Source organism: Rhizobium sp. KNZ14-9A (assembly GCF_056755015.1).
In genome coordinates this window covers 4,181,987-4,205,382 of sequence record NZ_JBPGXB010000002.1, presented here as the reverse complement: position 1 = coordinate 4,205,382, position 23,396 = coordinate 4,181,987, and the positions used below count along the sequence as shown (strand labels likewise).

Genomic DNA, 23,396 nt, shown 5'->3' with positions numbered 1-23,396 from the left:
TTGACTAAGTTATTTCCAAGGCATCACGCCCTTGTGATGCTTTCAGACAGGCCCCACGCATTTCATTCACAGGAAGCCAAGAATGCCGATTCTGAATAGAGCCGCCGAACTTCAGGACGAAGTCGCAGAGTGGCGCCGCCACATCCATGCGCGGCCGGAACTTCTCTTCGCAGTCGAAAATACCGCTGCCTTCGTTGCTGAAAAGCTTAAGGAATTCGGCGTCGATGAAATCGTCACCGGCATCGGTCGCACAGGCGTCGTCGGCCTCATCAAGGGCAAGGGCGAAGGCAGCCGCACGGTCGGCCTGCGCGCCGATATGGATGCCCTGCCGCTCACCGAAATCACTGGCAAACCTTGGGCATCGAAAACACCTGGCAAGATGCACGCCTGCGGTCATGACGGCCATACCGCCATGCTGCTGGGTGCAGCGAAATATCTCGCAGAGACCCGCAACTTCAATGGCAATGTCGCTGTGATCTTTCAGCCCGCCGAAGAAGGCGGCGGCGGCGGCAACCTGATGGTGAAGGACGGCATGATGGAGCGCTTCGGCATCGAAGAGGTCTACGGCATGCACAATCTGCCGGGCCTGCCCGTCGGCCAGTTCGCCACCCGCAAAGGTCCCATCATGGCGGCGACCGACGAATTCACCGTCACCATCAAGGGCCGCGGCGGCCATGCAGCGCAGCCGCACCGTACGATCGACCCGATCGCCATCGGCGCGCAGATCGTCTCGAACCTGCAACTGATCGCCTCGCGCAGCGTCAATCCGCTGCGCTCGGTCGTCGTCTCCGTCACCAAGTTCAATGCCGGCTTCGCCCATAACGTCATCCCCAATGACGCAACCTTCGCCGGCACGATCCGCACGCTTGATGACGAGGTGCGCGCCCAGGCCGAAGCACGCCTTCGCGAAGTCGTGGAAGGCATCTGCGCTGCCCATGGTGCGGCAGCCGACATCAACTTCCACCGCAACTACCCCGTCACCTTCAACCATGCGGATGAAACGGAACATGCCGTCGCCATCGCCAGCGACATTGCCGGCGAAGCCAACGTCAATCCCGAGGTCGATCCGATGATGGGCGGCGAGGATTTCTCCTACATGCTGAACGCCCGCCCCGGCGCCTTCATCTTCATCGGCAACGGCGACACCGCCGGCCTGCATAACCCGGCCTACGACTTCAACGACGAAGCCATCGCCCACGGCATTTCCTACTGGGTGCGCCTTGCCGAACAGCGCCTCGGCGCCTGAGATGAAACGACATTAGAAATACTGAAAAGGCTTGGCTTCCTGCCAAGCCTTTTGTATGCATGGCATCCAAGTGGTCCCGTAGCTCAGCAGGATAGAGCACCAGATTCCTAATCTGGGGGTCACGCGTTCGAATCGCGTCGGGATCACCACTCTCTCACCGATAGCCAGGTCGCCACCGCACGGCGCGTTTTGCGCCAACCCCGAACAGTGCCGCGACGATCCAACTGCCGAGGAAGCCGATTGCCGCCCAGACGAGGCCGGCGAAGCTGACGGGGACGCCGGGCACGAAGTCGCGCCATGTATTGGCAATTATCCCCTCATCGGCATCGCGCATCAACACGAAGGGCTTGGCGACCGGCGGCGCACTACCGAGATCCGATTGCTGGGTGACGAGGCGCTCATAGCGCTCCAGCGTACTGCGCATCGAAAGGCCGCGATCGCGCAGGAAATCGTCGGGAGAACGGGCATAGACATCGAGCGCCTGCTGACGATCGAGATGATGGTCGGCGGCCTGTTTCGTGAAGTCGTCGACGATGATCCTGAGCTCGTCGATCGCCCCGCCGATACGCTGGCGATATTGCTGTGCGAATTCCGGCGCCTGCGAGAAAAGCGTGCCGCCGGCAAGTCCAACGACCAGTGTGACGGCCCTTCCAATCTGTCCCATGACGATGTCTCCGGCTGTTCCGACACCAGAACGATTTCGAGCGGGCAAAGGTTGCCACTGACACATTTGGTAACGCTATGTGATTGAACTGATTGCGCTTCGTTCGAGTTGATCACCCGACCAACTTAGAAAGAGAGGCTTGTCATGAAGAATACTATCATCGCTTCTGCATTTGCTGCGGTTACGATTTTCGCCGCTGCTCTGCCTTCGCAGGCGGCCAGCGTAACCATCACAACTGACAATGGCGGAGACGGATATCACCACCGCATGGCGGATCGTCCTTACTACCGCCATCACCTGCCGCCTCGCCGCGTTTCGCATGATTGCGTGACCCGCACGGAACGCATCCATAGCCACGGCGAAACCGTGATCAAGAAGACCCGTGTCTGCCGCTAAGATACGAAGACCCCGGCTGGAGACCCGGCCGGGGTCTGCTGTTCTCAAGCATGAGGAACTTCGGAATTTTTCCCGCGTTTTACCGGCAAAACAGGAGTATCCATCATGCGTATTCGAATGACTCTTCTTGCAATTGGCGGCGCAATCGCCTGCGGTCTGCTCATCGCCATCAGCTACCAGCCGCAAGGCCCCGTCGCCACACATAAGACCGATCGGCTCGTCGGTGAAAAGGCCCCCGCCGGTTTCCTGACCGAGCGCTTCGGCTGATCAGCTGAGCGACGGCTTGCGTGCCACGACGTGGAAATATTCCTCGTCTGCCAGGGTTTCGCCACCAAGCGGGCGACCATCGACCGAAAAGAGCAACGGTTCGCCGGTAAAACCGCTTTCGGTGAGTTGTGAGCGCAGCTGACCGGGTGTCGTGGCATAGACCATGATGCCGAAATCATGGGCGCGATGCAGCAAGATCGCATGTTCGCCATGCCGCTGCTCCAGTGGCGCGAAACGACGTTCCCGCACCAGTCCCATTGCGTGCTTGAGGAGCCGGAAGCTCAGCTTCACCGGATGGTTGGACCAGACGATGGAAGAACGGGCGCGGTTTTCACCAAAACCATGCCAATTGCGATTGAAGGTCGAAAAGGCAAACGTGCCGCCGGCCTTCAGCACGCGCAATACTTCACGCAGGACCGATCTGCGTCCATCCGCATCGACGGAGTCGATACCGTTATAGCTGAAAACGACGAGATCGAAGGAGCCATTGGCAAAGGCCGAAAGATCACGTGCATCCATATTTTCAAAACGAAGGCCCGGATGGTTGGAGCGCGCAAGCGTCACCATCTCGGGCGTATAGTCGATGCCAACATAGTTGTCCGCCTCGCTGGCAAGAAGCGCTGCGGTGCGGCCTCCGCCGACACCGATATCGAGGACGCTGCCGCCCTTAGCATTGGCGAGGCCAATGCCAAGCGCCATACGTTCGCCTTCATTGATGAAACCGCTGCCATTGCGATAGTCGCGTCGGGAGAGCGGGCTGCTCCATGTCCGACGATTGATCATTTCCATCTGATGCATCAAAACACCTGACTTTCGGGGCTGGAATAGGTCCAAACCTAGGTCAGGGGTCGGCGCGGATAAACTTACATAAAGTTAATGTTTGGTTAATAGTTAATGTCGAACATTAACCATCGAGTCCGCAAGCAAAATACGGTTGCGAACCGTATGCACGCCTTCAACTGTTCTTGCGATGACTGTTGCCCGCTCGATTTCATCAACCGTACCGACGTGGCCGCTCAAAACGATCTCGTCGCCTTCGGCCGTAACCTCGACATCGGATGCATCGATACCGCCAGCAACGGCCAGTGCATTGGCAACCGCAGATTCCAGCGTCGCACGATTGGCATACTCAGCCTCAGCTTCGGGCAGATGACCATGAAAGGTCTGTTCCTTGAAGACCATCGTTCTGTCCTCCTTGGTGGTGAGGGAGAAACGCGGCTGACAGGACTTTGGTTTCGCCTACCAGCGAAGCTGATAGTTCAAATTGACATTTCCCGTCCGCCCCGTCGAAAGCGGATCGGACACAGACGCGCTCAGGCCGAGATTGGGTAGGATGTTCTGGCTGACGGCAACGGTACTGGAAAAGTCGCCATTGAAATCGCTGACGCTGCTCCCGGCCGAAATCGATGTGCCGGTCCACGGATAGATCAGCTTGACCGCCTGGGAAGCCGACACCGTCGCCTGCCGCGCATCGACGGCGCTGTAACCGAGGCTCACCGCGCGTGTCGTCTGCATGTCGAGCGAATCTGAGAGTATCCAGCTTCGCGAACGGCTGAGCATAAGCGCGCCGCTGCCGCGTAACGTATCGACCTGCAGCGTCACATCCTGCTGCGCACGGCTGGCCGGCGTAACGCTCACCTTCTGCAGCTTGCCCCAGAGCATCGCCTGGCCAGAATTCGGCAACGGTGCCCCGCTCTTGTTGGAGGCTAGCGCGAGATCTGCGCCGGCGCTCGTCTCCCATTCCATCGGCAGGCGGAACCCGACCGTCGTTTTGTAGGAACTGGTGGATACCTTCACCGGCGACCAGATCACCAGATCATCCGCAAATACCGGATTGGCCAGCGGCAGAAGGGCAAAAACAAAGCATGCAATCTTTATTTTCGTCATAATATCGCATCGTTTTGAACTAGCACGCCGATCGCGCACCAATAGGCGCAGAGCGGACGTGGAGCGCTCGCGTCGAACGCAATGAAGGATGGCGCAAACACGCAATCCCGGTTCAGTCTTCGATTTTTCTTTGGCCCGCGGCCAATGGCATAAATTGCCGGTTGCTCGTCGGACACATCAGTGCCCAGCGGATTTGCCTTTTCGGCCGCAACCGGCCGCAGCAAATGATCATCCCCGTGAGGACTGTTGTCAGGATCACATCATGGCGAACCTATGTAAACCCCCTCTGGAGTTGAAATTTGCTGCACCGCACACTTGCTGCCTCCCACGATCCCCTGTAGAGCCGATGCCGAATATGCAATTTCTTGCGAAATCGACCATGATGACGAGCGAAACCGCGCCTCGGCGCCTCAGTATCTTCGGTTCGACCGGCTCGATCGGCCAAAATACGCTCAATGTCATCGATCATCTGGGCGGCCGGGACAATTTCGAAATTTCCGTCCTGACCGGCAACGGCAATGTAGAATTGCTGGCCCAGCAAGCGAAATCGTCGGGCGCGCAGCTGGCCGTCATCGCCAATGACCGGCATTACGAATCACTGAAAAGCGAGCTTTCGGGCAGCGGCATCGCAGTCGCTGCCGGCAAATCCGGCCTGATGGAGGCGGCAGACCGCGAGGCGGACTGGGTGATGGCAGCCATCGTCGGCACGGCCGGCCTTGCTCCTACTCTTGCCGCGGCGCGCCGCGGCGCCGATATCGCGCTCGCCAACAAGGAATGCCTTGTTTCGGCAGGCGATCTTTTCATCGAGTCGGTGAGAAACGGTGGCGGCAAGCTGTTGCCTGTCGATAGCGAACACAATGCGATCTTCCAGGTGCTGGAGGAAAACCAGCGCCATGCCGTGGAACGTATCATCCTGACGGCATCAGGCGGTCCCTTCCGCACGTCCTCACTGGAGGAGATGGCCAACGTCACGGTCGAGACCGCACGCGCCCATCCGAGATGGTCGATGGGCCTGAAGATTTCCATCGACAGTGCGTCGCTGTTCAACAAGGCGCTGGAGATGATCGAGGCGAAGCACCTTTTCGGCCTGCGCCCCGAGCAGGTGGAGGTGATCGTTCATCCGCAGTCGGTCATCCATTCGATGGTCGGCTATACGGATGGCTCGGTGCTGGCACAGCTCGGCGCACCGGATATGCGTACCGCAATTGGCTACGCCCTCTCCCATCCGCGCCGGGCGAACCTGCCGATCGAGCGGCTGGATTTCGCCAAACTGGCACGGCTGGACTTCGAGGCTCCGGATGAAAAACGTTTCCCTGCGCTCCGGCTTGCTCGGTTGGCGATGACGCGCGGCGGCGTCCAGGGCGCAGTGCTGAACGGCGCCAAGGAAGTGGCGCTCGAAGCCTTCATCGAGGGCCGCCTGCCCTTCCTCGCCATGGCTGAGATCACCGAAAAAGTGATGGACGATCTCATCGATCTGCCAGCGGCCGCGACGATGGACGACGTGTTCGCCGCAGACAAGGAAGCCCGGCAGCGGGCTGCCGGGCTCATCCGATAAAGAAATTTTCCTGAAAAATCAGGCGCCGTGACGTCAAGCGACGTGACGGGCAAGCGCGCAGCGCGACCAGAGCGAATGCAGCGCGCCGACGAGATGCTCGATATCGGCATCCGAATGCAGCGGCGTCGGCGTGATGCGCAGGCGCTCGGTCTTCTTCGGCACCGTCGGATAATTGATCGGCTGCACATAGACGCCGAAATTGTCGAGCAGCAGATCCGAGATCCACTTGCACTTGGCGGCATCGCCGACCATGACCGGCACAATATGGCTCGGGTTCGGCATGTGCGGAATGCCCTGCTGGTCAAGCAGCGTGCGCAGTTTTCGCACGCGGTCCTGATGGCGCGCGCGTTCGAAGGGGCTTGCCTTCAGATGCCGGATCGAGGCGACCGAGCCGGCAGCGAGGGCCGGCGGTAGCGACGTCGTGAAGATGAAGCCCGACGCAAATGAGCGGATGAAATCGCAGAGCGCGGCGGAAGCCGCGATATAACCACCCATGACGCCGAATGCCTTGGCAAGCGTGCCTTCGATAACGGTGATGCGGTCCATCAGGCCTTCGCGCTCGGCAATACCGCCGCCGCGCGGACCGTACATGCCGACGGCATGGACTTCATCGAGATAGGTCATGGCGCCGTATTTGTCGGCGAGATCGCAGATTTCCTTGATTGGCGCGATATCGCCATCCATCGAATAGACGGATTCGAAGGCGATGAGCTTCGGCGCCTTGGGATCGGCAGCAGCGAGCCTGGCTTCGAGGTCGGCCACGTCATTGTGCTTCCAGATGACCTTCTCGCACTTGGCGTAGCGGATGCCCTCGATCATCGAGGCATGGTTGAAAGCATCGGAGAAGATGATGAGGCCGGGGATCTTGGCGCCGAGCGTCCCGAGCGCCGCCCAGTTGGAAACATAGCCGGATGTGAAGGTCAGCGCGGCTTCCTTGCCATGCAGATCAGCGAGCTCCTGCTCAAGCAGAACATGGTAGTGGTTGGTGCCAGAGATATTCCGGGTGCCTCCCGCACCCGCGCCACAGTGATCGATGGCTTCCTTCATCGCCTCGATCACCTTGGGGTGCTGGCCCATGCCGAGATAGTCATTAGAGCACCAGACGGTCACTTCCTGTTCGCCATTCGCCGTGTGGCGGGTCGCACGCGGAAAGTTACCGCGATGGCGCTCCAGATCGGCAAAAACGCGGTAACGGCCCTCAGTGTGAAGCCCGTCCAACTCGCTTTTGAAAAACGCTTCGAAATCCATCATATGCTCCAGTTCGTACGGCTGTTTCTTGCTGAGACGGCAACCGGACGTCAACCCTTTCGTCCCTGATTTAACATCAACTGCGGCAAAAGGCGCAGACTTTTGAATGATTCCAGATAAAAAATAAGCGAGCCGTGATCGGGGAAATTGATCGACGTCAATTCCGGCGACAAATTCGCTTTTTATCGTGGAAAGAAATCCGCGCCTTACGAAAAAAGCTTGGTGATGGTGGACAAGCCCTTCTTGCGACATAGTTTTCGGGCTAGCCTGGGAAAAAAACAGGTTAGGGACGACATCCGCCCGATGGGGCGCCAAAAACCTCGGAGAGAAGAGATGAAAAAAGTCCTCGTACTCGCATTGATCGGCCTTTCGATCGCAAGCTGCACACCCACGCAACAGGGGGCCGGTATCGGCGCGGCGTCTGGTGCGGTTATCGGCGGCGTGGTCACCGGCGACGTGCGCGGCGCGGCAGTCGGCGCAGCGATCGGCGGCGTTTCGGGCGCGCTTATCGGCAGGGTCGCAGAGCAGCCCGGCCAATGCTACTACCGGGACCGGTATGGCCGCCGCTACATCGATGATTGCCGCTGAGATCTGCAATCAGAATGGGAAAAATGGAAATCCCGGACCCTCGTCCGGGATTTTTTTGTACTAAATTAGTGCGCCAGCAGTTTAAATTGGTACACGTGGCGCGATTTTGCCGCTAAGCTTGCTGTCGGCTGGGGAACGCAGAGCTTCATTTTAATGTAACCCAAAAGCGGCGGATGCGGATTAGAGGGACGGGCCTGAGAACGGGTATTGCGTATCGAGCAGGCGCCATGGTGCTGGTCGCAGCGGCGGCTGCATTTTCACCAGTCCTCGTGGGCAATGCTTACGCATTCAAGCTTTTTGGCATCACCATATTCGGCAAGGACGAGGACGAAAACCTGCAGGTGCCCGATCCTGTGCGCTATGATGTCGACCTGGAAACCGGGACAGCCGATAGCGACCTCAAGGAGGCGCTGGAGAACAGCTCTCGTCTCGTCGGCGACAAGAAGCGTCCGGTTTCAGGCGATCTGGGCGTCGTCGTGAAAGCCCGCGACGACCGCGACAGGCTGATCGCCACACTCTACGAAAAGGCGCGCTACGGCGGCGTGGTGACGATTACCATCGACGGCCGCAACATAGACGATCTGCCACCCAACCCGACTTTCGATCGCTCAAAGCCCATCCCAGTCAAGGTGGATATAGCGCCTGGCCCGGTCTTCACTGTCAATGAAGTGCAGTTCGGCGGCGATGCTGCGCACCGCAATCCCGCCGATTATGATCTGGCGCCCGGCGAGCAAGCCGGCTCGCTCGCCGTCATCAAAGCCGGTGATACGATCGTCGACCAGTTGAAGAGCGAAGGCAGGCCCTTTGCCAAGCTGACGGAGCGGCGCGTGGTCGCCGACCATAGCAAGAACACCGTCGATATCGTTCTCGCTGCCGAAGGTGGTCCGGTTGCTCCGATCGGCGACGTCGGCGTCACTGGCGAGGAAAGGGTCAAGCCGGAATTCATCCAACGTTATTCCCGCCTACAGAAGGGCGAAGCCTATTCGCCCGAGGCATTGAGGAAGGCAGGCGAGCGCCTGCGCGCGCTTGGCGTGTTCTCCAGTGTGACGATCCACGAAGGCGACGCACTGGCCTCCGATGGTACCTTGCCCATGACGATCGAGGTTTCCGAAGGCAAGCGGCGCTACCTCGGCATCGGCGCGCAATATTCGACGATCGACGGTTTCGGCGTCAACGGTTACTGGGGCCATCGCAACCTGTTCGGCGGGGCCGAATCGCTGCGCATCGAAGGCGCCGTCTCACGCCTCGGCGAAGCGTCCGACCTCGGCGATCTCGATTACTCCGCCGGCATTCTCTTCACGAAACCGGGCTTCATCAATCCGTCCGCCACCCTTAAGGCCGGAATCGTCGCCAAGACGCAAAATCCGGATGCCTATAATGCCAAGCTCATCACCGCCTCGCTCGGCCTCTCCTATGAATTGACGGATCAGGACACCATCTCTGCAGCCGGCGAGGTGAGCTTCGAGAATGACGACGACGCTTTCGGCAACAACAACTATCTGACCTTCACGCTGCCGATCACTTATGATCGCGACGCCCGCGACGACAAATACAATCCGACCGGGGGCTACCACGCCACGCTGTCGGCAAAGCCGGGCTATGAGTTCATGAACGGAACGGTCTATTCGGCCTTCGAGGGCTCGATATCAGGCTATCTCGGTCTCGGCGCCGAAGACGGCATCGTGCTGGCCGCCAAGCTCGCGGCCGGCACGCTGATCGGCGGCGACGGCGTTCAGGATATTCCCGCCACCCAGCGTTTCTTCGCCGGCGGCGGCGGTTCCGTGCGTGGTTACGGCTATCAGGAAATCTCGCCCTATAACGAAAACGACGAGGCCACCGGCGGTCGTTCCTATGTGACCGGCTCCTTTGAGGCGCGTATCAGGATCACCGATACGATCGGCATTGTGCCCTTCCTCGATGTCGGCACGGTTTCGGGCAGCATTGCGCCTGATTTTTCCGATATCAGGGCCGGCGCAGGCGCCGGTATCCGCTATGCAACGCCTTTCGGCCCCCTTCGGCTTGATTTTGCCGTACCGCTGAACAAGTACGACGGTGGGACGGATTATGGAATTTATGCCGGCATAGGCCAGTCGTTCTAGGCCAGTTATCAGGAATGCCGATTTCGCAGTGTTTTCCGACCTGTGAGCTGTCATGAAAACGGGATAGTGTCCGCTCTTATGCAAATGTTGGCGAAAATCATGAACTGGATAATGCGGCTCGTCGGCTACGGCCTCGGCGCGGCGATTATCCTTGCCGTCATTGCTTTGGCGATCTTCGGCTTCACCTCCTTCGGTGCCCGCATCATCACCGAAAATGTCGCTTCCGCGCTCTCCAACCGCGATATGACGATATCCGTGCGCGAACCCGAGGGCCTGCTGACCGGCGGGCTGCGAGCAGCCGAGATCACCCTGTCGGACACGCGTGGCACATTTGCAGAAATCCACGGCATCGCCGTCGACTGGGATCCCCTGGCGCTGCTGACCGGCACCTTCCACGCCAGACAGGTATCCGTCGCCTCCATCGACCTCCGCCGCCAGCCGGTACGCACCCTCCCGTCTAGGCCGGCGACTCCGGAGGAGGGAAGCAGCGGAGGCTTCCGGCTGCCGTTGAAGATCGATATCGAACATATCGCCTTGCCCGATATTTCCCTTGGCGCACCGCTGACCGGCCGCGCCTTCTCGCTTGCCGCCACCGGCAACCTCAGAGCCGATGGCGATGGCGGCGAAGCGCTTGTTAACTTCAACCGCCACCAGGTTCCCGACGCAAAGCTCTCCGCCGATGTCGCCTTCACCCCGGCAAACGGCCATCTGCGGCTGAACGCCCAGCTTGCCGAACCGCAGGGCGGCCTGCTCGCCGGCTTTCTCGGTCTGCCCGGCAGCCCGGCGGTCAATATTGCGCTCAACGGCGAAGGTCCGATCTCGGACTGGAACGGCAAGCTGCAGGCTGCTCTCGATGGCCAGCAACGTGCCTCGCTGGAAGGCAAGCACGCAATCACGCCCGACGGCTTGCATCATCTCGACCTCAAGGGCGGCGGCGATGTAAGCTCGCTGCTCCCCATGGCATTCCGGCCGCTTTTTGCAGGCCAGACGAATATCGATGTATCCGCGACCTTCGACAATCATGGCAAGATCGATATTCAGACCGGCAATCTCGCGACCGGCAGCGTCGTCATCGCCGCTTCCGGCACGCTCGATCCTGCCGGCAATAACAGCCTGAATGCTAATGTGCTCGGCACCTCGGGTCCGGTCGATTTCCGCTGGCCGCTTGCCGATGGCGAAGCGCGCTTCATGATTTCGGGCCTCAATCTGGCGATGACCGGACAGGCACAGGCCGTGCGCATCAACGCCAGCGGATCGCTGGATTCCGCCACGATGCCACAGGCCGATATCGGCAACGTCAAGCTGACGGCCAAGAGCGATGCCTTCAATCTCGCCAATGGTGCCGGCGATATCCAGTTGCGCCTCGTCGCGGGTGACGCCACCTTCACCGAGCCCAACCTCAACCGCGCGGTTCGGGGTCCGATCACACTCGTCGCGCCGCTTCAGATTTCGCGCAACGGCATCGGCTTCAACGGCACGACCGTCGAAAGCGCCAATATCGGCGCCGATCTCAACGGCTCCTATCGCCTGGCCGACAATACGCTGACCGGCAATGCGAAATTTACCGTCCAGCCCGCCGCCTTGCCGCCGGCCGTCGCCGAAAAGTTCGATGCACCGATCAACCTCGAAACCCAGATTGCCGGCACGATCCCCTCCAAGGTGACGTTGTCGAACATCACGATCAAATCCCCGACCATCGAGGCAGGCGGCAATGTCGCGCTCGAAGATGACGTGCTGACGGCCGATCTCGCCGGCAAGCTTCCCGATATCGGCAAGCTGCTGTCGGGCACGAGTGGGGAAGCGGATTACAGCATCAAGGCAAGCGGCACGCTTCCAGCACTTGCGCTCACCGCCAATGTGAAAGCCGCCAGCCTGCAGATGGCCGATCGCAAGGTCGGCGATCTCAACATCGACCTCACGGGCTCTGCCGATCCTGCTGCTCCGCAGGGCCGGATCGCCGCGACCGGCACGATCGACGGCCAGCCGATCGGCATCAATGGAGACGTCAAGTCCGAGAAGGGGATCATTTCTATCCCCGCGCTGACGGCCGCTGTCGGCAGCAATCGCCTGGAGGGCAACCTCACGCTTTCGTCAGACATGACGCCGGCGGGTGTGCTGACCTTCGACTTCCCTGATATCAGCCTGCTTGCCGCTCTCGGTGGCCAGAAGGCGGAAGGCGACCTCAAGGGCTCCGTAGATATCACCGGCAATGACGGCAAGATCGCGCTCAAGGTTGCCGCCAACGGCGGCGGCATTCACCGCGACACACTGACGATCGCCAAGCCGACGATCGACGTGACCGTCAGCGATATCAAGGCTTTTGCGGCCAGCGGCACGATACGGGCCGACGAGTTCGGCGTCGGTACCAACAAGCTTACCGGCATTGCGCTTGATTTCGTCCAGCAGCAGACCCGCACCGACTTCAATCTGGATGCAGGCTATGACGGCAATCCGCTGCAGGCCGCCGGCAGCGTGCAGTCTGCAGGCGGCATGATCGATCTCAGTCTCGATCGCTTCGCCGCCAAGCCGCACAACATTCCGGTCGAACTGGCGTCACCTGCACAGGTCAACGTCACGAAGGGAGTTGCCAGCCTGAACGGTCTGACCGTCAAGACCGGCAGCGGCTCGGTATCGGTCACCGGTTCGGCTGGTGAGACCCTGAAGCTCGATGCCGTCATCTCCGACCTGCCGGCAAGCCTTGCCAACAGCTTCGTTCCCAATCTTGCCGCCGACGGCACGATTTCCGGGACGGTGAACGTAACCGGGACACCGGCCGCTCCCACAGTCAATTTCAAGCTCGATTGGAAGGATGCGGCCACCAGCCATACAAAAGGCGCCAGCATCGCCCCTCTCGGCATCTCGACATCGGGCACCTTCGCCGACAACAAGCTGAACTTCGATGGCGGCATTAGCGGCGCTGACGGCCTTTCCTTGAAGGCGGCGGGCGACGTCGGCCTTGCGGATCCGAATGGCCCGACCCTCAATATCAACGCCGACATCGTCAGCCTGCCGGCAAAGCTCGCCAACGGCTTTGTTCCCGATCTTGCTGCAGAAGGTACGGTTTCGGGAACGGTCACGGCAACAGGCACGCCCGCGGCACCAGCGGCCGATTTCAAGCTGAACTGGAAAAACGCCCCGACGAGCCAGACAAAGAGCGCCAAGCTTGCCGGTCTGTCGCTCAACGCATCCGGCAGGTTTGCGGATAACAAGCTCGATTTCGATACGGCGCTCACCGGCAAGGGCGGACTATCGCTGAAAGCGCTCGGTAATGTCGCTATTACCGGAACCACGATCGGCAACATCAAGGTCGATGCCGAGCTTGCGAATGTTCCTGCCAATATCGCCAACGGTTTCGTGAAGGATCTCGACGCCGGCGGAACGATTTCGGGCACAGCCTCGGCGTCAGGGACGCCTGCAGCACCGGCTGCGGATTTCAAGCTCAGCTGGCAGGACGCCACGACACGGCACACCAAGACCGCCGGCCTGACCGGACTGGACCTTACGGCGACCGGCCATTTTGCTGACCAAAAACTCGATTTCGATGCCAACCTCGCCGGACCGAAGGCCCTGTCGCTGAAGGCGACGGGCAATGTCGAGCTTGCTGGGACGGCAGTGCGCAATCTGAAGGTCGATGCAGATCTCGCAAACCTTCCAGCCGGCCTTGCCAACGGCTTCGTTCCCGATCTGGGCGCCGAAGGCACGATTTCCGGCAAGGCGTCGGCCTCCGGCTCGCTGCCGACACCGGCAGTCACTTTCGATCTGGCCTGGGCAAATGCGGCAACGCGCCAGACGAAGAGCAACGGCCTCACCGATCTTTCCGCCAAGGCCACTGGCAAATATGAAAACAACAGGGTCGATTTCGACGCCAATCTCGGCAGCGGCAACGGCGCGCTGCTGAAAGCGAACGGCGGTGTGACGATCGACGGCACCGCCATTCGCGACCTCGCCGTCAACGCTGACATTGCCGGCCTGCCCGCAAACCTCGCCAATGGCTTCGTGCCAGGTCTTGGTGCTGAGGGCATAATCTCCGGCGCTGCCGTCACCTCAGGCACGCCGACAGAGCCGGTGGTTGATTTCAAGCTCGACTGGACGAACGCGGCAACGCGCCAAACCAAGACCGCCGGTCTTTCTGGCCTGGCGCTTGCCGCGTCGGGAAAATACGTCAGCAACCGTCTGGATTTCGACGCCAGTTTGAATGGCAAAGGTGGCGTCTCGCTGAAAGCCGCCGGCAATCTCGCATTGGCAGGCACCACGATCCAGGGCATCGATGCAAAGGCCGATATCACCAATCTGCCGGCGGCCGTCGCCAACGGGTTCGTCCCTGATATTGGAGCAGAAGGCATCGTCACAGCGACGGCGACGGCCTCCGGATCGCTCACCGCCCCCTCCGCCGATTTCAAGATCGACTGGAAAAACGCCGGAACGAAACAGACCAGAACTGCCGGGCTCTCCGGCCTGACGCTCGCCGCTTCGGGCAAGCTCAGCAAAGACCGGCTGGATTTCGACGCCAATCTCAACGGCAATGGTGGTGTCTCGCTGAAGGCAGCGGGCAATCTCGATATAGCCGGAACGACCGTCAAGGGCGTCAATGCCAAGGCCGATATCGTCAATCTGCCGGCGGCCGTCGCCAATGGGTTCGTTCCGAACCTTGGTGCCGAAGGCGCCATCACGGCGACGGCGACTGCCTCGGGATCGCTTCCTCTTCCCTCGGTCGATTTCAAGGTCGACTGGAAGAATGCCGAAACGAGCCAGACCAAGAGCGCCGGCCTTGCGCCACTCACCCTTGGCGCAAGCGGCAAGCTGGCCGACAACCGCCTAACGGTCGACACCAGTCTCGCCGGCGACGGTGGACTTTCTCTGAAAGGCGGCGGCACTCTCGCAATGACAGGCAACCGCGCGATGTCGATGCGTTTCAACGGCAGCCTTCCCTTCGCCGTTCTCGGCGCACAGCTCGCCCAGCAAGGTCTTGTTGCCGAGGGCGTCGCCAACGTGAACCTGGAAGTCAGCGGCACGACGGCGGCCCCTGTCATCAACGGAACGGTCACCACGGATGGCGCAAAGCTGATCGACGTGCGCCGCAACCTCGCCCTCGAAGGCCTTGGCGCGACCATCACGTTCAACGGTCAGCAGGCCGTCATTTCGCGGCTGAACGGCAGGCTCGCAAGCGGCGGCTCGATCTCGGCGAGCGGTTCGGTTGGCATCAGCGGCAGTTTCCCCGCCGATCTTTCCATCCGCCTGGACCACGCGGTCTATGTCGACGGCACGCTGGTTGTCGCAACAGTCGACGGCACGCTCGGCCTTAGGGGACCGCTGCTTTCCAATCCCACGCTTGATGGTAAGCTTCACATCGACAAGGCTTCGATCACCGTACCGGAGAGGCTGCCGACATCGCTGCGTGAAATCGATATCCGCCATATCCACGCGCCGCCCGCAGTGCTTGCCCAACTCCGGGACAATGCTCAGCAGCAGCCCCGGGAAAAATCTTCGACCATCATGCTGGATATCCAGCTCGATGCACCCTCGCAGATCTTCGTGCGCGGCCGCGGTATCGATGCGGAAGTCGGCGGGAACATCACGATCCGCGGCTCGGCTGCCGCGCCCGAAGTTGCCGGTGCCTTCACCATGCGCCGCGGCCGTCTGACGATCCTCAACCGCCGTCTCGATTTCTCCGACCGCAGCCGCATCACATTTGCCGGCGACCTGACGCCCGCCCTCGACATGGAGGCCACTTCCACGTCAGGCACGACGACACTCACGGTGGATGTCGCGGGCCTCGCAACCGACCCCGCCATCACTTTCTCCTCGTCACCTGCCCTGCCGCAGGACGAAGTGCTGGCCCAGCTCATCTTCGGCCAATCCATGTCCCGCCTGTCGCCAGTACAGATCGCCCAGCTTGCCGATGCCGTCAGCCAGCTCGCCGGCAATCGTTCGACATCGCTCTTCGAAGGGCTCCGCAACCAGCTTGGCGTCGACGACCTCGACATCAGCACGGACGCGAAGGGCCGGACCAGCGTCAGTGTCGGCCGCTACCTCAACGAACGGACCTATTTCGAGCTGCAGCAGGGCGGAGAAGCCGGCGCCAAGGCAATCATCAATCTGGATGTCGGCCGCGGCGTGAAGCTGCGGGGTGCCGCCGGCGGAAATGGTGCAGGCGAAGCGGGCATCGTCTACGAGCATGAATATTGAGGCCAGCCTGGAAAATTGAAGCCTAAAAGCTCGCCTTGCTGGTCTTCAGCAGAATGTTGGTTTCGGTGGTATTGATACCGTCGAAGAGGCGTATCCGGCGCAGCGTCTCGTCGAAGGAGACGAGGTCACGATCCTCGAGCTCGGCGACGAAATCCCATTTGCCGTTGGTGCTGTGCAGCGCGCGCACCTGCGGCAAGCCGCGAAGCTGGGTTGCCACCTTGTCGGCAAGTTTACCATGCACTTCGATCATGACGATGGCCCGAACGCCGGCGGAACGCGTCTCGTGACCGGTGCGGATGGTGAAGCCGGCAATCGTGCCATTTTCGACCAGCCGGTCGATGCGCGTGGCAACCGTCGCCCGCGAAGCCCCCGTCAGCGCCGCAAGCGAGGAGACGGAGATTCGCGCATTGTGCCGAAGCGCACTCAGAAGCTCGTTGTCGAGATCGTCCACGGTTTCACTTTGTCAAATTAGCTTTATCAATCTGCGTAATCATAATCCATTTCTGACACTTTTCCATCTATTTGCCGCCGCCACTTTATCCCACTATCGGCCAAAACAGGCCTCAGAACGGAGCCCTCGGAATGGAAGTACAATCTCGATCTGTCGCTCTTATCGGTGTTCCCCTTGAAGAAGGTTCCGGCCGCAGAGGCGCGGGCATGGGACCGACAGCATTGCGTATTGCGGGCGTCGACAAGGCGCTGAGCGATCTCGGCCACACTGTTGTCGACACGGGCGATCTCAGCATCGTCCCGGCCAGGGACCTTCCCAATCATTCGAAGGCACATAATCTTCGCATCGTCGGCGCCTACACGCGTGCGCTCGAAGCAGCCACCTATGATGCGGCGAAAGCCGGCCACTTCCCGCTGATCCTCGGTGGCGACCACAGCCTTTCCATGGGCAGCGTCTCAGGCATGGCGCGTTATGCCGCCGAAAATGACCGCCCGCTCTTCGTGTTGTGGCTCGACGCCCATTCGGATTTCAATACGCCTGAGACCTCGCCGTCAGGCAATATTCACGGCATGCCGGTCGCCTTCTTCTGCGGTCTGGCGGATTTTGCTGAGATCCTGCCGAAGGACCGTGCACTCGTCGATCCGAAGAAGATCTTCCAGGTGGGCATCCGCTCGGTCGATGCCTCCGAGCGCGTCGAAATCCGCAAGCACGGCGTAAATGTCTTCGACATGCGCTCGCTCGATGAACAGGGCGTAGCTGTGATCCTACGCCAGATCCTGGAAACGATCGAGAAGGCGAACGGCCTGTTGCATGTCAGCTTCGACGTCGATTTCCTCGATCCGGATTTTGCGCCCGGCGTCGGCACCACCGTTCCCGGCGGCGCCACCTTCCGCGAAGCGCACCTCATTATGGAGATGCTGTCCGACAGCGGCCTCGTCTCCTCGCTCGACCTCGTCGAACTCAATCCTTTCCTTGATGACCGCGGCAAGAGCGCCCGCATCATGGTGGAGATGACGGCAAGCCTCTTCGGCCGCCGTATCTTCGATCGTCCTACACGCGCCGCATAAGGGAGCACCGGCCATGAACATCTCGTCGAACCTCATCGCCACCGAACAGCGTCTTGGAGCCAATAACTACAAGCCGCTTGATGTCGTGCTGACGCGGGGGAAGGTGTTCATGTCTGGGATACGGATGGCAAGCGCTACCTCGACTGCCTCTCGGCCTATTCTGCCGTCAACCAGGGCCATTGCCATCCGAAGATCCTTGCCGCCATGGTCGAGCAGGCCGGTCGCCTGACACTCACCTCGCGCGCCTTCCGCAACGACCAGCTCGCCTATCTCTATGAAGAGCTGGCCGCACTGACTGGCTCCCACAAGATCCTGCCGATGAACTCCGGCGCGGAAGCCGTCGAGACCGCCATCAAGGCGGTTCGCAAATGGGGCTACGAGGTGAAGGGCGTCCCGGAGGGCAAGCCGGAGATCATCGTCTGCGCCAACAATTTCCACGGCCGCACACTGAGCATCATCAGCTTCTCGACTGATCCCGACGCCCGTACCGGCTTCGGGCCTTATACGCCGGGCTTCCGCATCGTTCCCTTCGGTGATGCAGAGGCTTTCGCGGCGGCCATCAATGCCAATACCGTCGCAGCACTGATCGAGCCGATCCAGGGCGAGGCCGGCGTCATCATTCCGCCGGCCGGTTATTTCACCCGCGTGCGCGAACTCTGCACGGCAAACAACGTCACGCTCATCCTCGACGAAATCCAGACCGGCCTTGGGCGCACCGGCAAGCTGCTCGCCGAAGAACATGAAGGTATCGAAGCCGACGTGACGCTCATCGGCAAGGCGCTTTCCGGCGGCTTTTATCCTGTTTCAGCCGTGCTTTCGAATTCTGAAGTCCTCGGCGTGCTCAAGCCCGGCCAGCATGGCTCGACCTTCGGCGGCAACCCGTTGGCCTGTGCGGTCGCCCGCGCGGCCCTGAAGGTGCTGACCGAAGAAGGAATGATCGAGAACGCCGAGACGATGGGCGACTATTTCCTCGAAGGTCTGCGCTCCATTCGCTCCAACATCGTCAAGGATGTGCGCGGCCGTGGCCTGATGCTCGCGGTCGAATTGGAGCCGGAGGCCGGCGGTGCCCGGCAATATTGCTACGCCCTGAAGGATCGCGGTCTCCTCGCCAAGGACACGCACGACCACACGATTCGCTTCGCGCCGCCGTTGATCATCACCAAGGAACAGGTCGATTGGGCGATCTCGCAAATTGAAAAGACAATAACCTAAAGTAAAGTTGCGGATTGTCTTTACAACCACCACCGGATATTCTCGGATGAAACTAGCTTTCATCTGTTAGAATTCATGAGAAATTGTCAAAATCCGATCGAAAGTAGATTCGGTTACTAATTCTTAATCAAGAAACGATATTTAATTGATGCGACTAGAATCAGCTCCGCATCTTGGGCCGTAGGTTTCACGAATGAATTGGGCCGATCCGCCGCGTTTGCGAGGCGGGACGGACTTTCAAGTATTGCCGGATAACTGCAGCTTTACTGCGTCCCGTCATGCGCGAAATCCGAACCATTCTCCGAGACATCGGCTGGTTGCCATCACACGTCGGGGGATTGAAATGGCATTGTTTTCGTTGGGTGCGACGCCGGATTCGCGTGCGATCGTCACAGCTCTCATGAAATCGCAGGCGACGATCGAATTCGACCTGCAGGGAAAGATCCTGAACGCAAACGAGAATTTCTGCCGAGTGCTGGGCTACAAGCTCAGCGACATTGTCGGCAAGCATCACAGTATTTTCTGCGAGCCGGATTATGTCGCCTCCGCAGCCTACCGGGAATTCTGGCGGAAGCTCGGTCGGGGCGAATTCGATGCCGGTGAATACAAGCGTATCGGCAAGGATGGCCGCGAGGTCTGGATCCAGGCTAGCTACAACCCGCTGATGTCGGGCGGCAAACCCTACAAGATCGTCAAGCTGGCAAGCGACGTGACCGCCATCAAGCTGAGAGCTGCCGATGCCGAAGGCAAGATCGCTGCCCTCTCGCGGGCTCAAGCCGTCATCGAGTTCACCCCGGACGGCGAAATCCTGCTGGCGAACGACAATTTCCTCTCGGTCATGGGTTACCGGCTGGAGGAGATCCGCGGCAAGCACCACAGCATGTTCTGCGAGCCGGACTATGTGCGCTCCGAAGCCTATAAGGAATTCTGGAGGAAACTTGCCGCCGGCCAGTTCGTCGCAGAGGAATTTCTGCGCATCGGCAAGGGCGGCAAAGTCGTCTGGATCCAGGCATCCTATAATCCTATCTTTGACATGAGCGGACGCATCTTCAAGGTCGTCAAATTCGCGACCGACGTCACCGAACGCGTCCGTGCTGTCGATGATCTGGCAACCGGCCTGACCGCGCTTGCCGAGGGCGATCTGACGAAGCGTGTCGAAAATCCTTTCCCGCCCGCGCTGGAAAAGGTCCGGACCGATTTCAATGCCGCGATTGACAGGCTCGGCAGCGCCATGCGCACGGTTCTCAACAATGCCGAGGCGATCGCCAGCGGTGCGCGTGAAACGAAGGAAGCCGCAGACGTGCTGTCCAAACGCACCGAACAGCAGGCCGCGACCGTCGAGGAAACCGCCGCCGCACTCGATGAAATCACCCAGACCGTTGCCGACAGCGCCGGCCGCGCCGCCGAAGCAGGCGGGCTTGTCGCGGAAACGAAGCGCGGCGCAGAACATTCCGGCAGTATCGTCCGCAAGGCCGTCGACGCCATGGGTCAGATCGAGAAATCCTCGCGCGAGATCAGCAATATCATCGGCGTGATCGACGAGATCGCTTTCCAGACCAACCTGCTGGCGCTGAACGCCGGCGTCGAGGCGGCGCGTGCCGGCGAAGCCGGCAAGGGTTTTGCCGTCGTCGCCCAGGAGGTGCGTGAACTCGCACAGCGCTCGGCCAGCGCCGCCAAGGAGATCAAGGCGCTCATTACCACCTCCTCAGAGCACGTGAAAAGCGGTGTCGACCTTGTCGGCCAGACCGGCCAGGCACTGGAACGGATCGTCGCCCAGGTCGGCAATATCGACGTCAACGTCACGGCGATCGTCGAGTCCTCGCGCGAACAATCGACCGGGCTTGTGGAAATCAACAAGGCCGTCAACATCATGGATCAGGGCACACAGCAGAATGCTGCCATGGTGGAAGAGACGACGGCGGCAAGCGCCCGACTTTCGTCCGAGACTGAAAACCTTCGCAATCTCGTCTCACAGTTTAGATTTGGGCAACACTCTTCCGTTAATGTCATCGATAACCGTAACGATGCTTCGCCGGGTGCAAAGCCATCGCGTGGTATGAAGGCAAAGCTCGTCCGCGCCAATGGTGGCGCTGTCGCTTCTGCCCTGGCTTACGATAGTTGGGAAGAATTCTAATGGCCACGATCAACTCCACTAGCTTCAGCGGCGACACGCTCGAAATCATTGCCTTCCGCCTGCACGATCAGGAGTTTTGCGTGAAGACCACGACCATCCGCGAAATCCGCGGCTGGGCGCCGTCGACGCCGATCCCGCACTCTCCGGAAGATGTCATCGGTGTCATGAACCTGCGCGGTTCGGTCATCCCGATCATCGACCTCGCCTACAAGCTCGGCATGAAGAGCACTGTCGCCAATGAGCGCAGCGCCATTGTCGTCGCAGAAGTGCACAATATGGTCATCGGCATGCTGGTTGATCGTGTTTCCGACATCCTGACGATTTCTTCCAGCCATGTTCAACCCGTTCCTGAAGTGACTGCTTCCTTCGACCGCGCGTTCTGCGAAGGTATCATCGCTTCCGAAAACGGCATGATCTGCTTCCTGAACCTCGCAAAAATGTTCAAGGAAAACGAGACGGACGAACTGGCCGCCTGATCGCTTCGCGATATGACATGAACGAGGAACCGCTCCACAAGGGCGGTTTTTGTTGTTCAAGCTTTCGTTGTGTGCCGGAGGTTCGCTGCCGCGACGTCGTTGGAGACAAGTGGTTCCGACGCCAGCCTCGTCAAGCTTTGCAAGATTGTTCTTGCAATGAACTGATCCTCTTGAAAACCGGGCGGGAAGCACGCTTCCCGCCCGGTCTCCTCCAACTCCGGTTTCTCTACAGCTCCCGCAGGGGAGTTTTTAGCCGAACAATGCCAACGTCGCCTTCAGCGTCACCCAAACGCCCCAGAGCAGCGGAATGCCGACCACGGCCCAGGCAAGCGCCGCCTTGGCATCGAGACCGCCCGTGCCAATGCCGAAAGAGCCCGTGGGGCCAGCGTTGACCGCAGCGCTCCTCGCCTGAAGCGCAGCGACTTCATCATCCGACATGAACCATTTGTCGGAGAGCGGCCGCACGAAAGCATTGGCGACCAGGCCGAGCGCCAGCATGCAGGCAAGGATATACATCGTGCCCGTATAGAGCGCCGGCCCGGGCGCTACGCCGGCGGCGATCTGTGCTTCGCGGATATAGTTGACGACGACAGGGCCGACGATACCGGCGGTTGCCCAGGCCGTCAGCAGACGGCCATGAATGGCGCCGACGAACTGCGTACCGAAAATATCAGCGAGATAGGCCGGGATAGTCGCGAAGCCACCGCCATACATCGACAGGATGATGCCGAAGGCAAGCACGAAGAGGGCCTTGTTGCCCATATCCGCCAGCGTCGGAGCTGCGGCATAGAGCACGATGCCGAGGATGAAGAAAGTATAATAGGTATTCTTGCGGCCGATCTTGTCGGACAGCGAAGCCCAGAAGAACCGCCCGCCGATGTTGAAGAGCGACAGCAGACCGGCAAAGCCGGCAGCAATCGTCGCAATCGACGCCTTCTGACCGGCATCAAGCTGCGCAAAGCCGACATCCGGCAGCCCAATCAGCGAACCGGCGAAGATTTCCTGCAGCATCGGCGAAGCCATGCCGATAACGCCGATACCAGCCGACACGTTGAGGCAGAGCACCGCCCAGATCAGCCAGAACTGCTTCGTCCTGTGGGCATCGCGCAGATGCACGTGTTTGGTGGTGATCATCGTGCTCTTGGTGGCGGGCGGGGTCCAACCTTCCGGACGCCAGCCGGTCGGCGGAATACGGTACCCGAAGGCACCGCCGATCATGAAGACGAAATAGATGGCCGCCATGACGATGAAGGTCTGCCAGACGCCGACGGACGTATCCGTCTTGAAGGTGTTCATCAGGAGGTTGGCCAGCGGAGCGCCGATCATTGCACCGCCACCGAAGCCCATGATCGCCATGCCGGTCGCCATGCCGCGTCGGTCCGGAAACCATTTGATAAGTGTGGAAACCGGTGAAATGTAGCCGAGACCGAGGCCGATGCCGCCGATCACGCCAGCGCCGATCCACATGATCCAGAGCTGGTGAGAAATGACCCCGAAAGCCGCGATGATGATGCCGCCGCACCAGCAGCAGGCCGAGACGGCGCCCGCCTTGCGCGGACCGACCCGCTCCAGCCAGCCACCCCAGATGGCAGCGGACGAACCGAGCAGCACGAAGAAGAGCGTATAGATCCAGCCAAGATCGGCGACGCGCCAGTCGCAGGTCGTGGTGAAGAGCGCCGATACGAGCGTCAAATCCGGGCAGGCCGTCGAAGCGGTAATGCCGAGGGATTTCGACAGCGGCAGCCAGAACACGCTGAAGCCATAGGCCATGCCGATGCAAAGATGGATGGCGAGCGCGGCCGGCGGCACGAGCCACCGATTGAAGCCGGGCCTTGCGATGATCCTTTCGCGATCCAGCAAACCCACACCTGTCAATACGCCGCCCGAACTTGTATCCGCTGCAGTCATGAACAACTCCTC

17 protein-coding genes, 1 tRNA gene and 1 pseudogene are annotated in these 23,396 nt (G+C 60.3%); 12 read left to right on the top strand and 7 right to left on the bottom strand.

Annotated elements, in window-relative coordinates; all coding sequences use genetic code 11:
* Positions 1-82 precede the first annotated feature (82 nt).
* Together ACR9ZQ_RS27570 and ACR9ZQ_RS27565 are read left to right on the top strand one after the other, a co-directional pair.
* Positions 83-1,246 carry a M20 aminoacylase family protein gene (locus tag ACR9ZQ_RS27570; protein WP_310384901.1) on the top strand — a complete coding sequence of 388 codons (1,164 nt, stop codon included), beginning with the start codon at positions 83-85 and terminating at the stop codon, positions 1,244-1,246.
* A gap of 72 nt (positions 1,247-1,318) precedes the next feature.
* Positions 1,319-1,395: transfer RNA gene (locus ACR9ZQ_RS27565), tRNA-Arg, on the top strand.
* Positions 1,396-1,400: 5 nt separating this feature from the next.
* Here the strand turns inward: ACR9ZQ_RS27565 and ACR9ZQ_RS27560 are convergent.
* A complete protein-coding gene (locus tag ACR9ZQ_RS27560; protein ID WP_113319723.1) occupies positions 1,401-1,910 on the bottom strand; it encodes a DUF2937 family protein in 510 nt (169 codons plus the stop codon).
* A 144-nt stretch (positions 1,911-2,054) separates the two neighbouring features.
* On the opposite strand from ACR9ZQ_RS27560, the gene ACR9ZQ_RS27555 reads away from it, so the two are divergent.
* Both ACR9ZQ_RS27555 and ACR9ZQ_RS27550 read left to right on the top strand, forming a co-directional pair.
* Positions 2,055-2,306: a hypothetical protein gene (locus ACR9ZQ_RS27555; protein WP_310384903.1), complete on the top strand. Its 252-nt coding sequence runs from the start codon at positions 2,055-2,057 to the stop codon at positions 2,304-2,306.
* 105 nt (positions 2,307-2,411) lie between these two features.
* Positions 2,412-2,573, top strand: a complete 162-nt coding sequence (locus ACR9ZQ_RS27550) for a hypothetical protein (protein WP_310384905.1) — start codon at positions 2,412-2,414, stop codon at positions 2,571-2,573.
* On the opposite strand, the gene ACR9ZQ_RS27545 is transcribed toward ACR9ZQ_RS27550, so the two are convergent.
* The 3 genes from ACR9ZQ_RS27545 to ACR9ZQ_RS27535 all read right to left on the bottom strand — a co-directional run bounded on the left by ACR9ZQ_RS27545 (position 2,574) and on the right by ACR9ZQ_RS27535 (position 4,460).
* Entirely contained in the window at positions 2,574-3,371 is a 798-nt protein-coding gene (locus ACR9ZQ_RS27545; protein ID WP_310384907.1) for a class I SAM-dependent methyltransferase, read from the bottom strand.
* Between the two features lie 93 nt (positions 3,372-3,464).
* On the bottom strand, positions 3,465-3,755 hold the full coding sequence (locus tag ACR9ZQ_RS27540) for a BON domain-containing protein (protein WP_113319726.1): 291 nt from the start codon (positions 3,753-3,755) through the stop codon (positions 3,465-3,467).
* 57 nt (positions 3,756-3,812) lie between these two features.
* Positions 3,813-4,460 (bottom strand): hypothetical protein, encoded by a 648-nt coding sequence (locus ACR9ZQ_RS27535; RefSeq protein ID WP_310384911.1) that lies wholly within the window; start codon positions 4,458-4,460, stop codon positions 3,813-3,815.
* 379 nt (positions 4,461-4,839) lie between these two features.
* Between ACR9ZQ_RS27535 and dxr the strand changes: the two genes are divergently transcribed.
* Positions 4,840-6,015 (top strand): 1-deoxy-D-xylulose-5-phosphate reductoisomerase, encoded by a 1,176-nt coding sequence (dxr, locus tag ACR9ZQ_RS27530; protein WP_310385465.1) that lies wholly within the window; start codon positions 4,840-4,842, stop codon positions 6,013-6,015.
* Between the two features lie 33 nt (positions 6,016-6,048).
* Here dxr and hemA read toward each other — a convergent pair whose 3' ends face one another.
* Positions 6,049-7,263 carry a 5-aminolevulinate synthase gene (hemA, locus tag ACR9ZQ_RS27525; RefSeq protein WP_310385467.1) on the bottom strand — a complete coding sequence of 405 codons (1,215 nt, stop codon included), beginning with the start codon at positions 7,261-7,263 and terminating at the stop codon, positions 6,049-6,051.
* Positions 7,264-7,596: 333 nt separating this feature from the next.
* On the opposite strand from hemA, the gene ACR9ZQ_RS27520 reads away from it, so the two are divergent.
* From ACR9ZQ_RS27520 to ACR9ZQ_RS27510, 3 genes are all read left to right on the top strand, one after another.
* Positions 7,597-7,851 carry a YMGG-like glycine zipper-containing protein gene (locus tag ACR9ZQ_RS27520; protein WP_007822262.1) on the top strand — a complete coding sequence of 85 codons (255 nt, stop codon included), beginning with the start codon at positions 7,597-7,599 and terminating at the stop codon, positions 7,849-7,851.
* Between the two features lie 173 nt (positions 7,852-8,024).
* The gene (locus ACR9ZQ_RS27515) at positions 8,025-9,950 is read left to right on the top strand and encodes an autotransporter assembly complex protein TamA (RefSeq protein ID WP_310384914.1); all 1,926 of its coding nucleotides are present in this window, start codon (positions 8,025-8,027) and stop codon (positions 9,948-9,950) included.
* A gap of 78 nt (positions 9,951-10,028) precedes the next feature.
* The gene (locus ACR9ZQ_RS27510) at positions 10,029-16,136 is read left to right on the top strand and encodes a translocation/assembly module TamB domain-containing protein (protein ID WP_481429362.1); all 6,108 of its coding nucleotides are present in this window, start codon (positions 10,029-10,031) and stop codon (positions 16,134-16,136) included.
* Positions 16,137-16,158: 22 nt separating this feature from the next.
* Here ACR9ZQ_RS27510 and ACR9ZQ_RS27505 read toward each other — a convergent pair whose 3' ends face one another.
* Positions 16,159-16,587 carry an Lrp/AsnC family transcriptional regulator gene (locus ACR9ZQ_RS27505; RefSeq protein ID WP_113324229.1) on the bottom strand — a complete coding sequence of 143 codons (429 nt, stop codon included), beginning with the start codon at positions 16,585-16,587 and terminating at the stop codon, positions 16,159-16,161.
* Between the two features lie 131 nt (positions 16,588-16,718).
* Between ACR9ZQ_RS27505 and rocF the strand changes: the two genes are divergently transcribed.
* The 4 genes and pseudogenes from rocF (at position 16,719) to ACR9ZQ_RS27485 (ending at position 21,476) form a co-directional block, all read left to right on the top strand.
* On the top strand, positions 16,719-17,654 hold the full coding sequence (gene rocF / locus ACR9ZQ_RS27500) for an arginase (protein WP_113324230.1): 936 nt from the start codon (positions 16,719-16,721) through the stop codon (positions 17,652-17,654).
* 13 nt (positions 17,655-17,667) lie between these two features.
* Positions 17,668-18,866 (top strand): annotated as a pseudogene (rocD, locus tag ACR9ZQ_RS27495) (ornithine--oxo-acid transaminase).
* Positions 18,867-19,209: 343 nt separating this feature from the next.
* Positions 19,210-21,000: a methyl-accepting chemotaxis protein gene (locus tag ACR9ZQ_RS27490; RefSeq protein ID WP_113324232.1), complete on the top strand. Its 1,791-nt coding sequence runs from the start codon at positions 19,210-19,212 to the stop codon at positions 20,998-21,000.
* Positions 21,000-21,476, top strand: coding sequence for a chemotaxis protein CheW (locus tag ACR9ZQ_RS27485; protein WP_113324233.1), 477 nt, complete (start codon positions 21,000-21,002; stop codon positions 21,474-21,476). The genes ACR9ZQ_RS27490 and ACR9ZQ_RS27485 overlap by 1 nt, the downstream gene beginning before the upstream one ends.
* A 249-nt stretch (positions 21,477-21,725) precedes the next feature.
* Here ACR9ZQ_RS27485 and ACR9ZQ_RS27480 read toward each other — a convergent pair whose 3' ends face one another.
* A complete protein-coding gene (locus ACR9ZQ_RS27480) occupies positions 21,726-23,384 on the bottom strand; it encodes an OFA family MFS transporter (RefSeq protein ID WP_113324234.1) in 1,659 nt (552 codons plus the stop codon).
* Positions 23,385-23,396: the final 12 nt, after the last annotated feature.

Coding starts and splice junctions, on each gene's coding strand:
- ACR9ZQ_RS27555 (WP_310384903.1), top strand. CDS start 2,055: ATGAAGAATACTATCATCGCTTCTGCATTTGCTGCGGTTACGATTTTC.
- ACR9ZQ_RS27535 (WP_310384911.1), bottom strand. CDS start 4,460: ATGACGAAAATAAAGATTGCATGCTTTGTTTTTGCCCTTCTGCCGCTG.
- ACR9ZQ_RS27485 (WP_113324233.1), top strand. CDS start 21,000: ATGGCCACGATCAACTCCACTAGCTTCAGCGGCGACACGCTCGAAATC.
- dxr (WP_310385465.1), top strand. CDS start 4,840: ATGATGACGAGCGAAACCGCGCCTCGGCGCCTCAGTATCTTCGGTTCG.
- rocF (WP_113324230.1), top strand. CDS start 16,719: ATGGAAGTACAATCTCGATCTGTCGCTCTTATCGGTGTTCCCCTTGAA.
- ACR9ZQ_RS27570 (WP_310384901.1), top strand. CDS start 83: ATGCCGATTCTGAATAGAGCCGCCGAACTTCAGGACGAAGTCGCAGAG.
- ACR9ZQ_RS27540 (WP_113319726.1), bottom strand. CDS start 3,755: ATGGTCTTCAAGGAACAGACCTTTCATGGTCATCTGCCCGAAGCTGAG.
- ACR9ZQ_RS27560 (WP_113319723.1), bottom strand. CDS start 1,910: ATGGGACAGATTGGAAGGGCCGTCACACTGGTCGTTGGACTTGCCGGC.
- ACR9ZQ_RS27545 (WP_310384907.1), bottom strand. CDS start 3,371: ATGCATCAGATGGAAATGATCAATCGTCGGACATGGAGCAGCCCGCTC.
- ACR9ZQ_RS27510 (WP_481429362.1), top strand. CDS start 10,029: ATGCAAATGTTGGCGAAAATCATGAACTGGATAATGCGGCTCGTCGGC.
- hemA (WP_310385467.1), bottom strand. CDS start 7,263: ATGGATTTCGAAGCGTTTTTCAAAAGCGAGTTGGACGGGCTTCACACT.
- ACR9ZQ_RS27550 (WP_310384905.1), top strand. CDS start 2,412: ATGCGTATTCGAATGACTCTTCTTGCAATTGGCGGCGCAATCGCCTGC.
- ACR9ZQ_RS27520 (WP_007822262.1), top strand. CDS start 7,597: ATGAAAAAAGTCCTCGTACTCGCATTGATCGGCCTTTCGATCGCAAGC.
- ACR9ZQ_RS27490 (WP_113324232.1), top strand. CDS start 19,210: ATGGCATTGTTTTCGTTGGGTGCGACGCCGGATTCGCGTGCGATCGTC.
- ACR9ZQ_RS27515 (WP_310384914.1), top strand. CDS start 8,025: ATGCGGATTAGAGGGACGGGCCTGAGAACGGGTATTGCGTATCGAGCA.
- ACR9ZQ_RS27480 (WP_113324234.1), bottom strand. CDS start 23,384: ATGACTGCAGCGGATACAAGTTCGGGCGGCGTATTGACAGGTGTGGGT.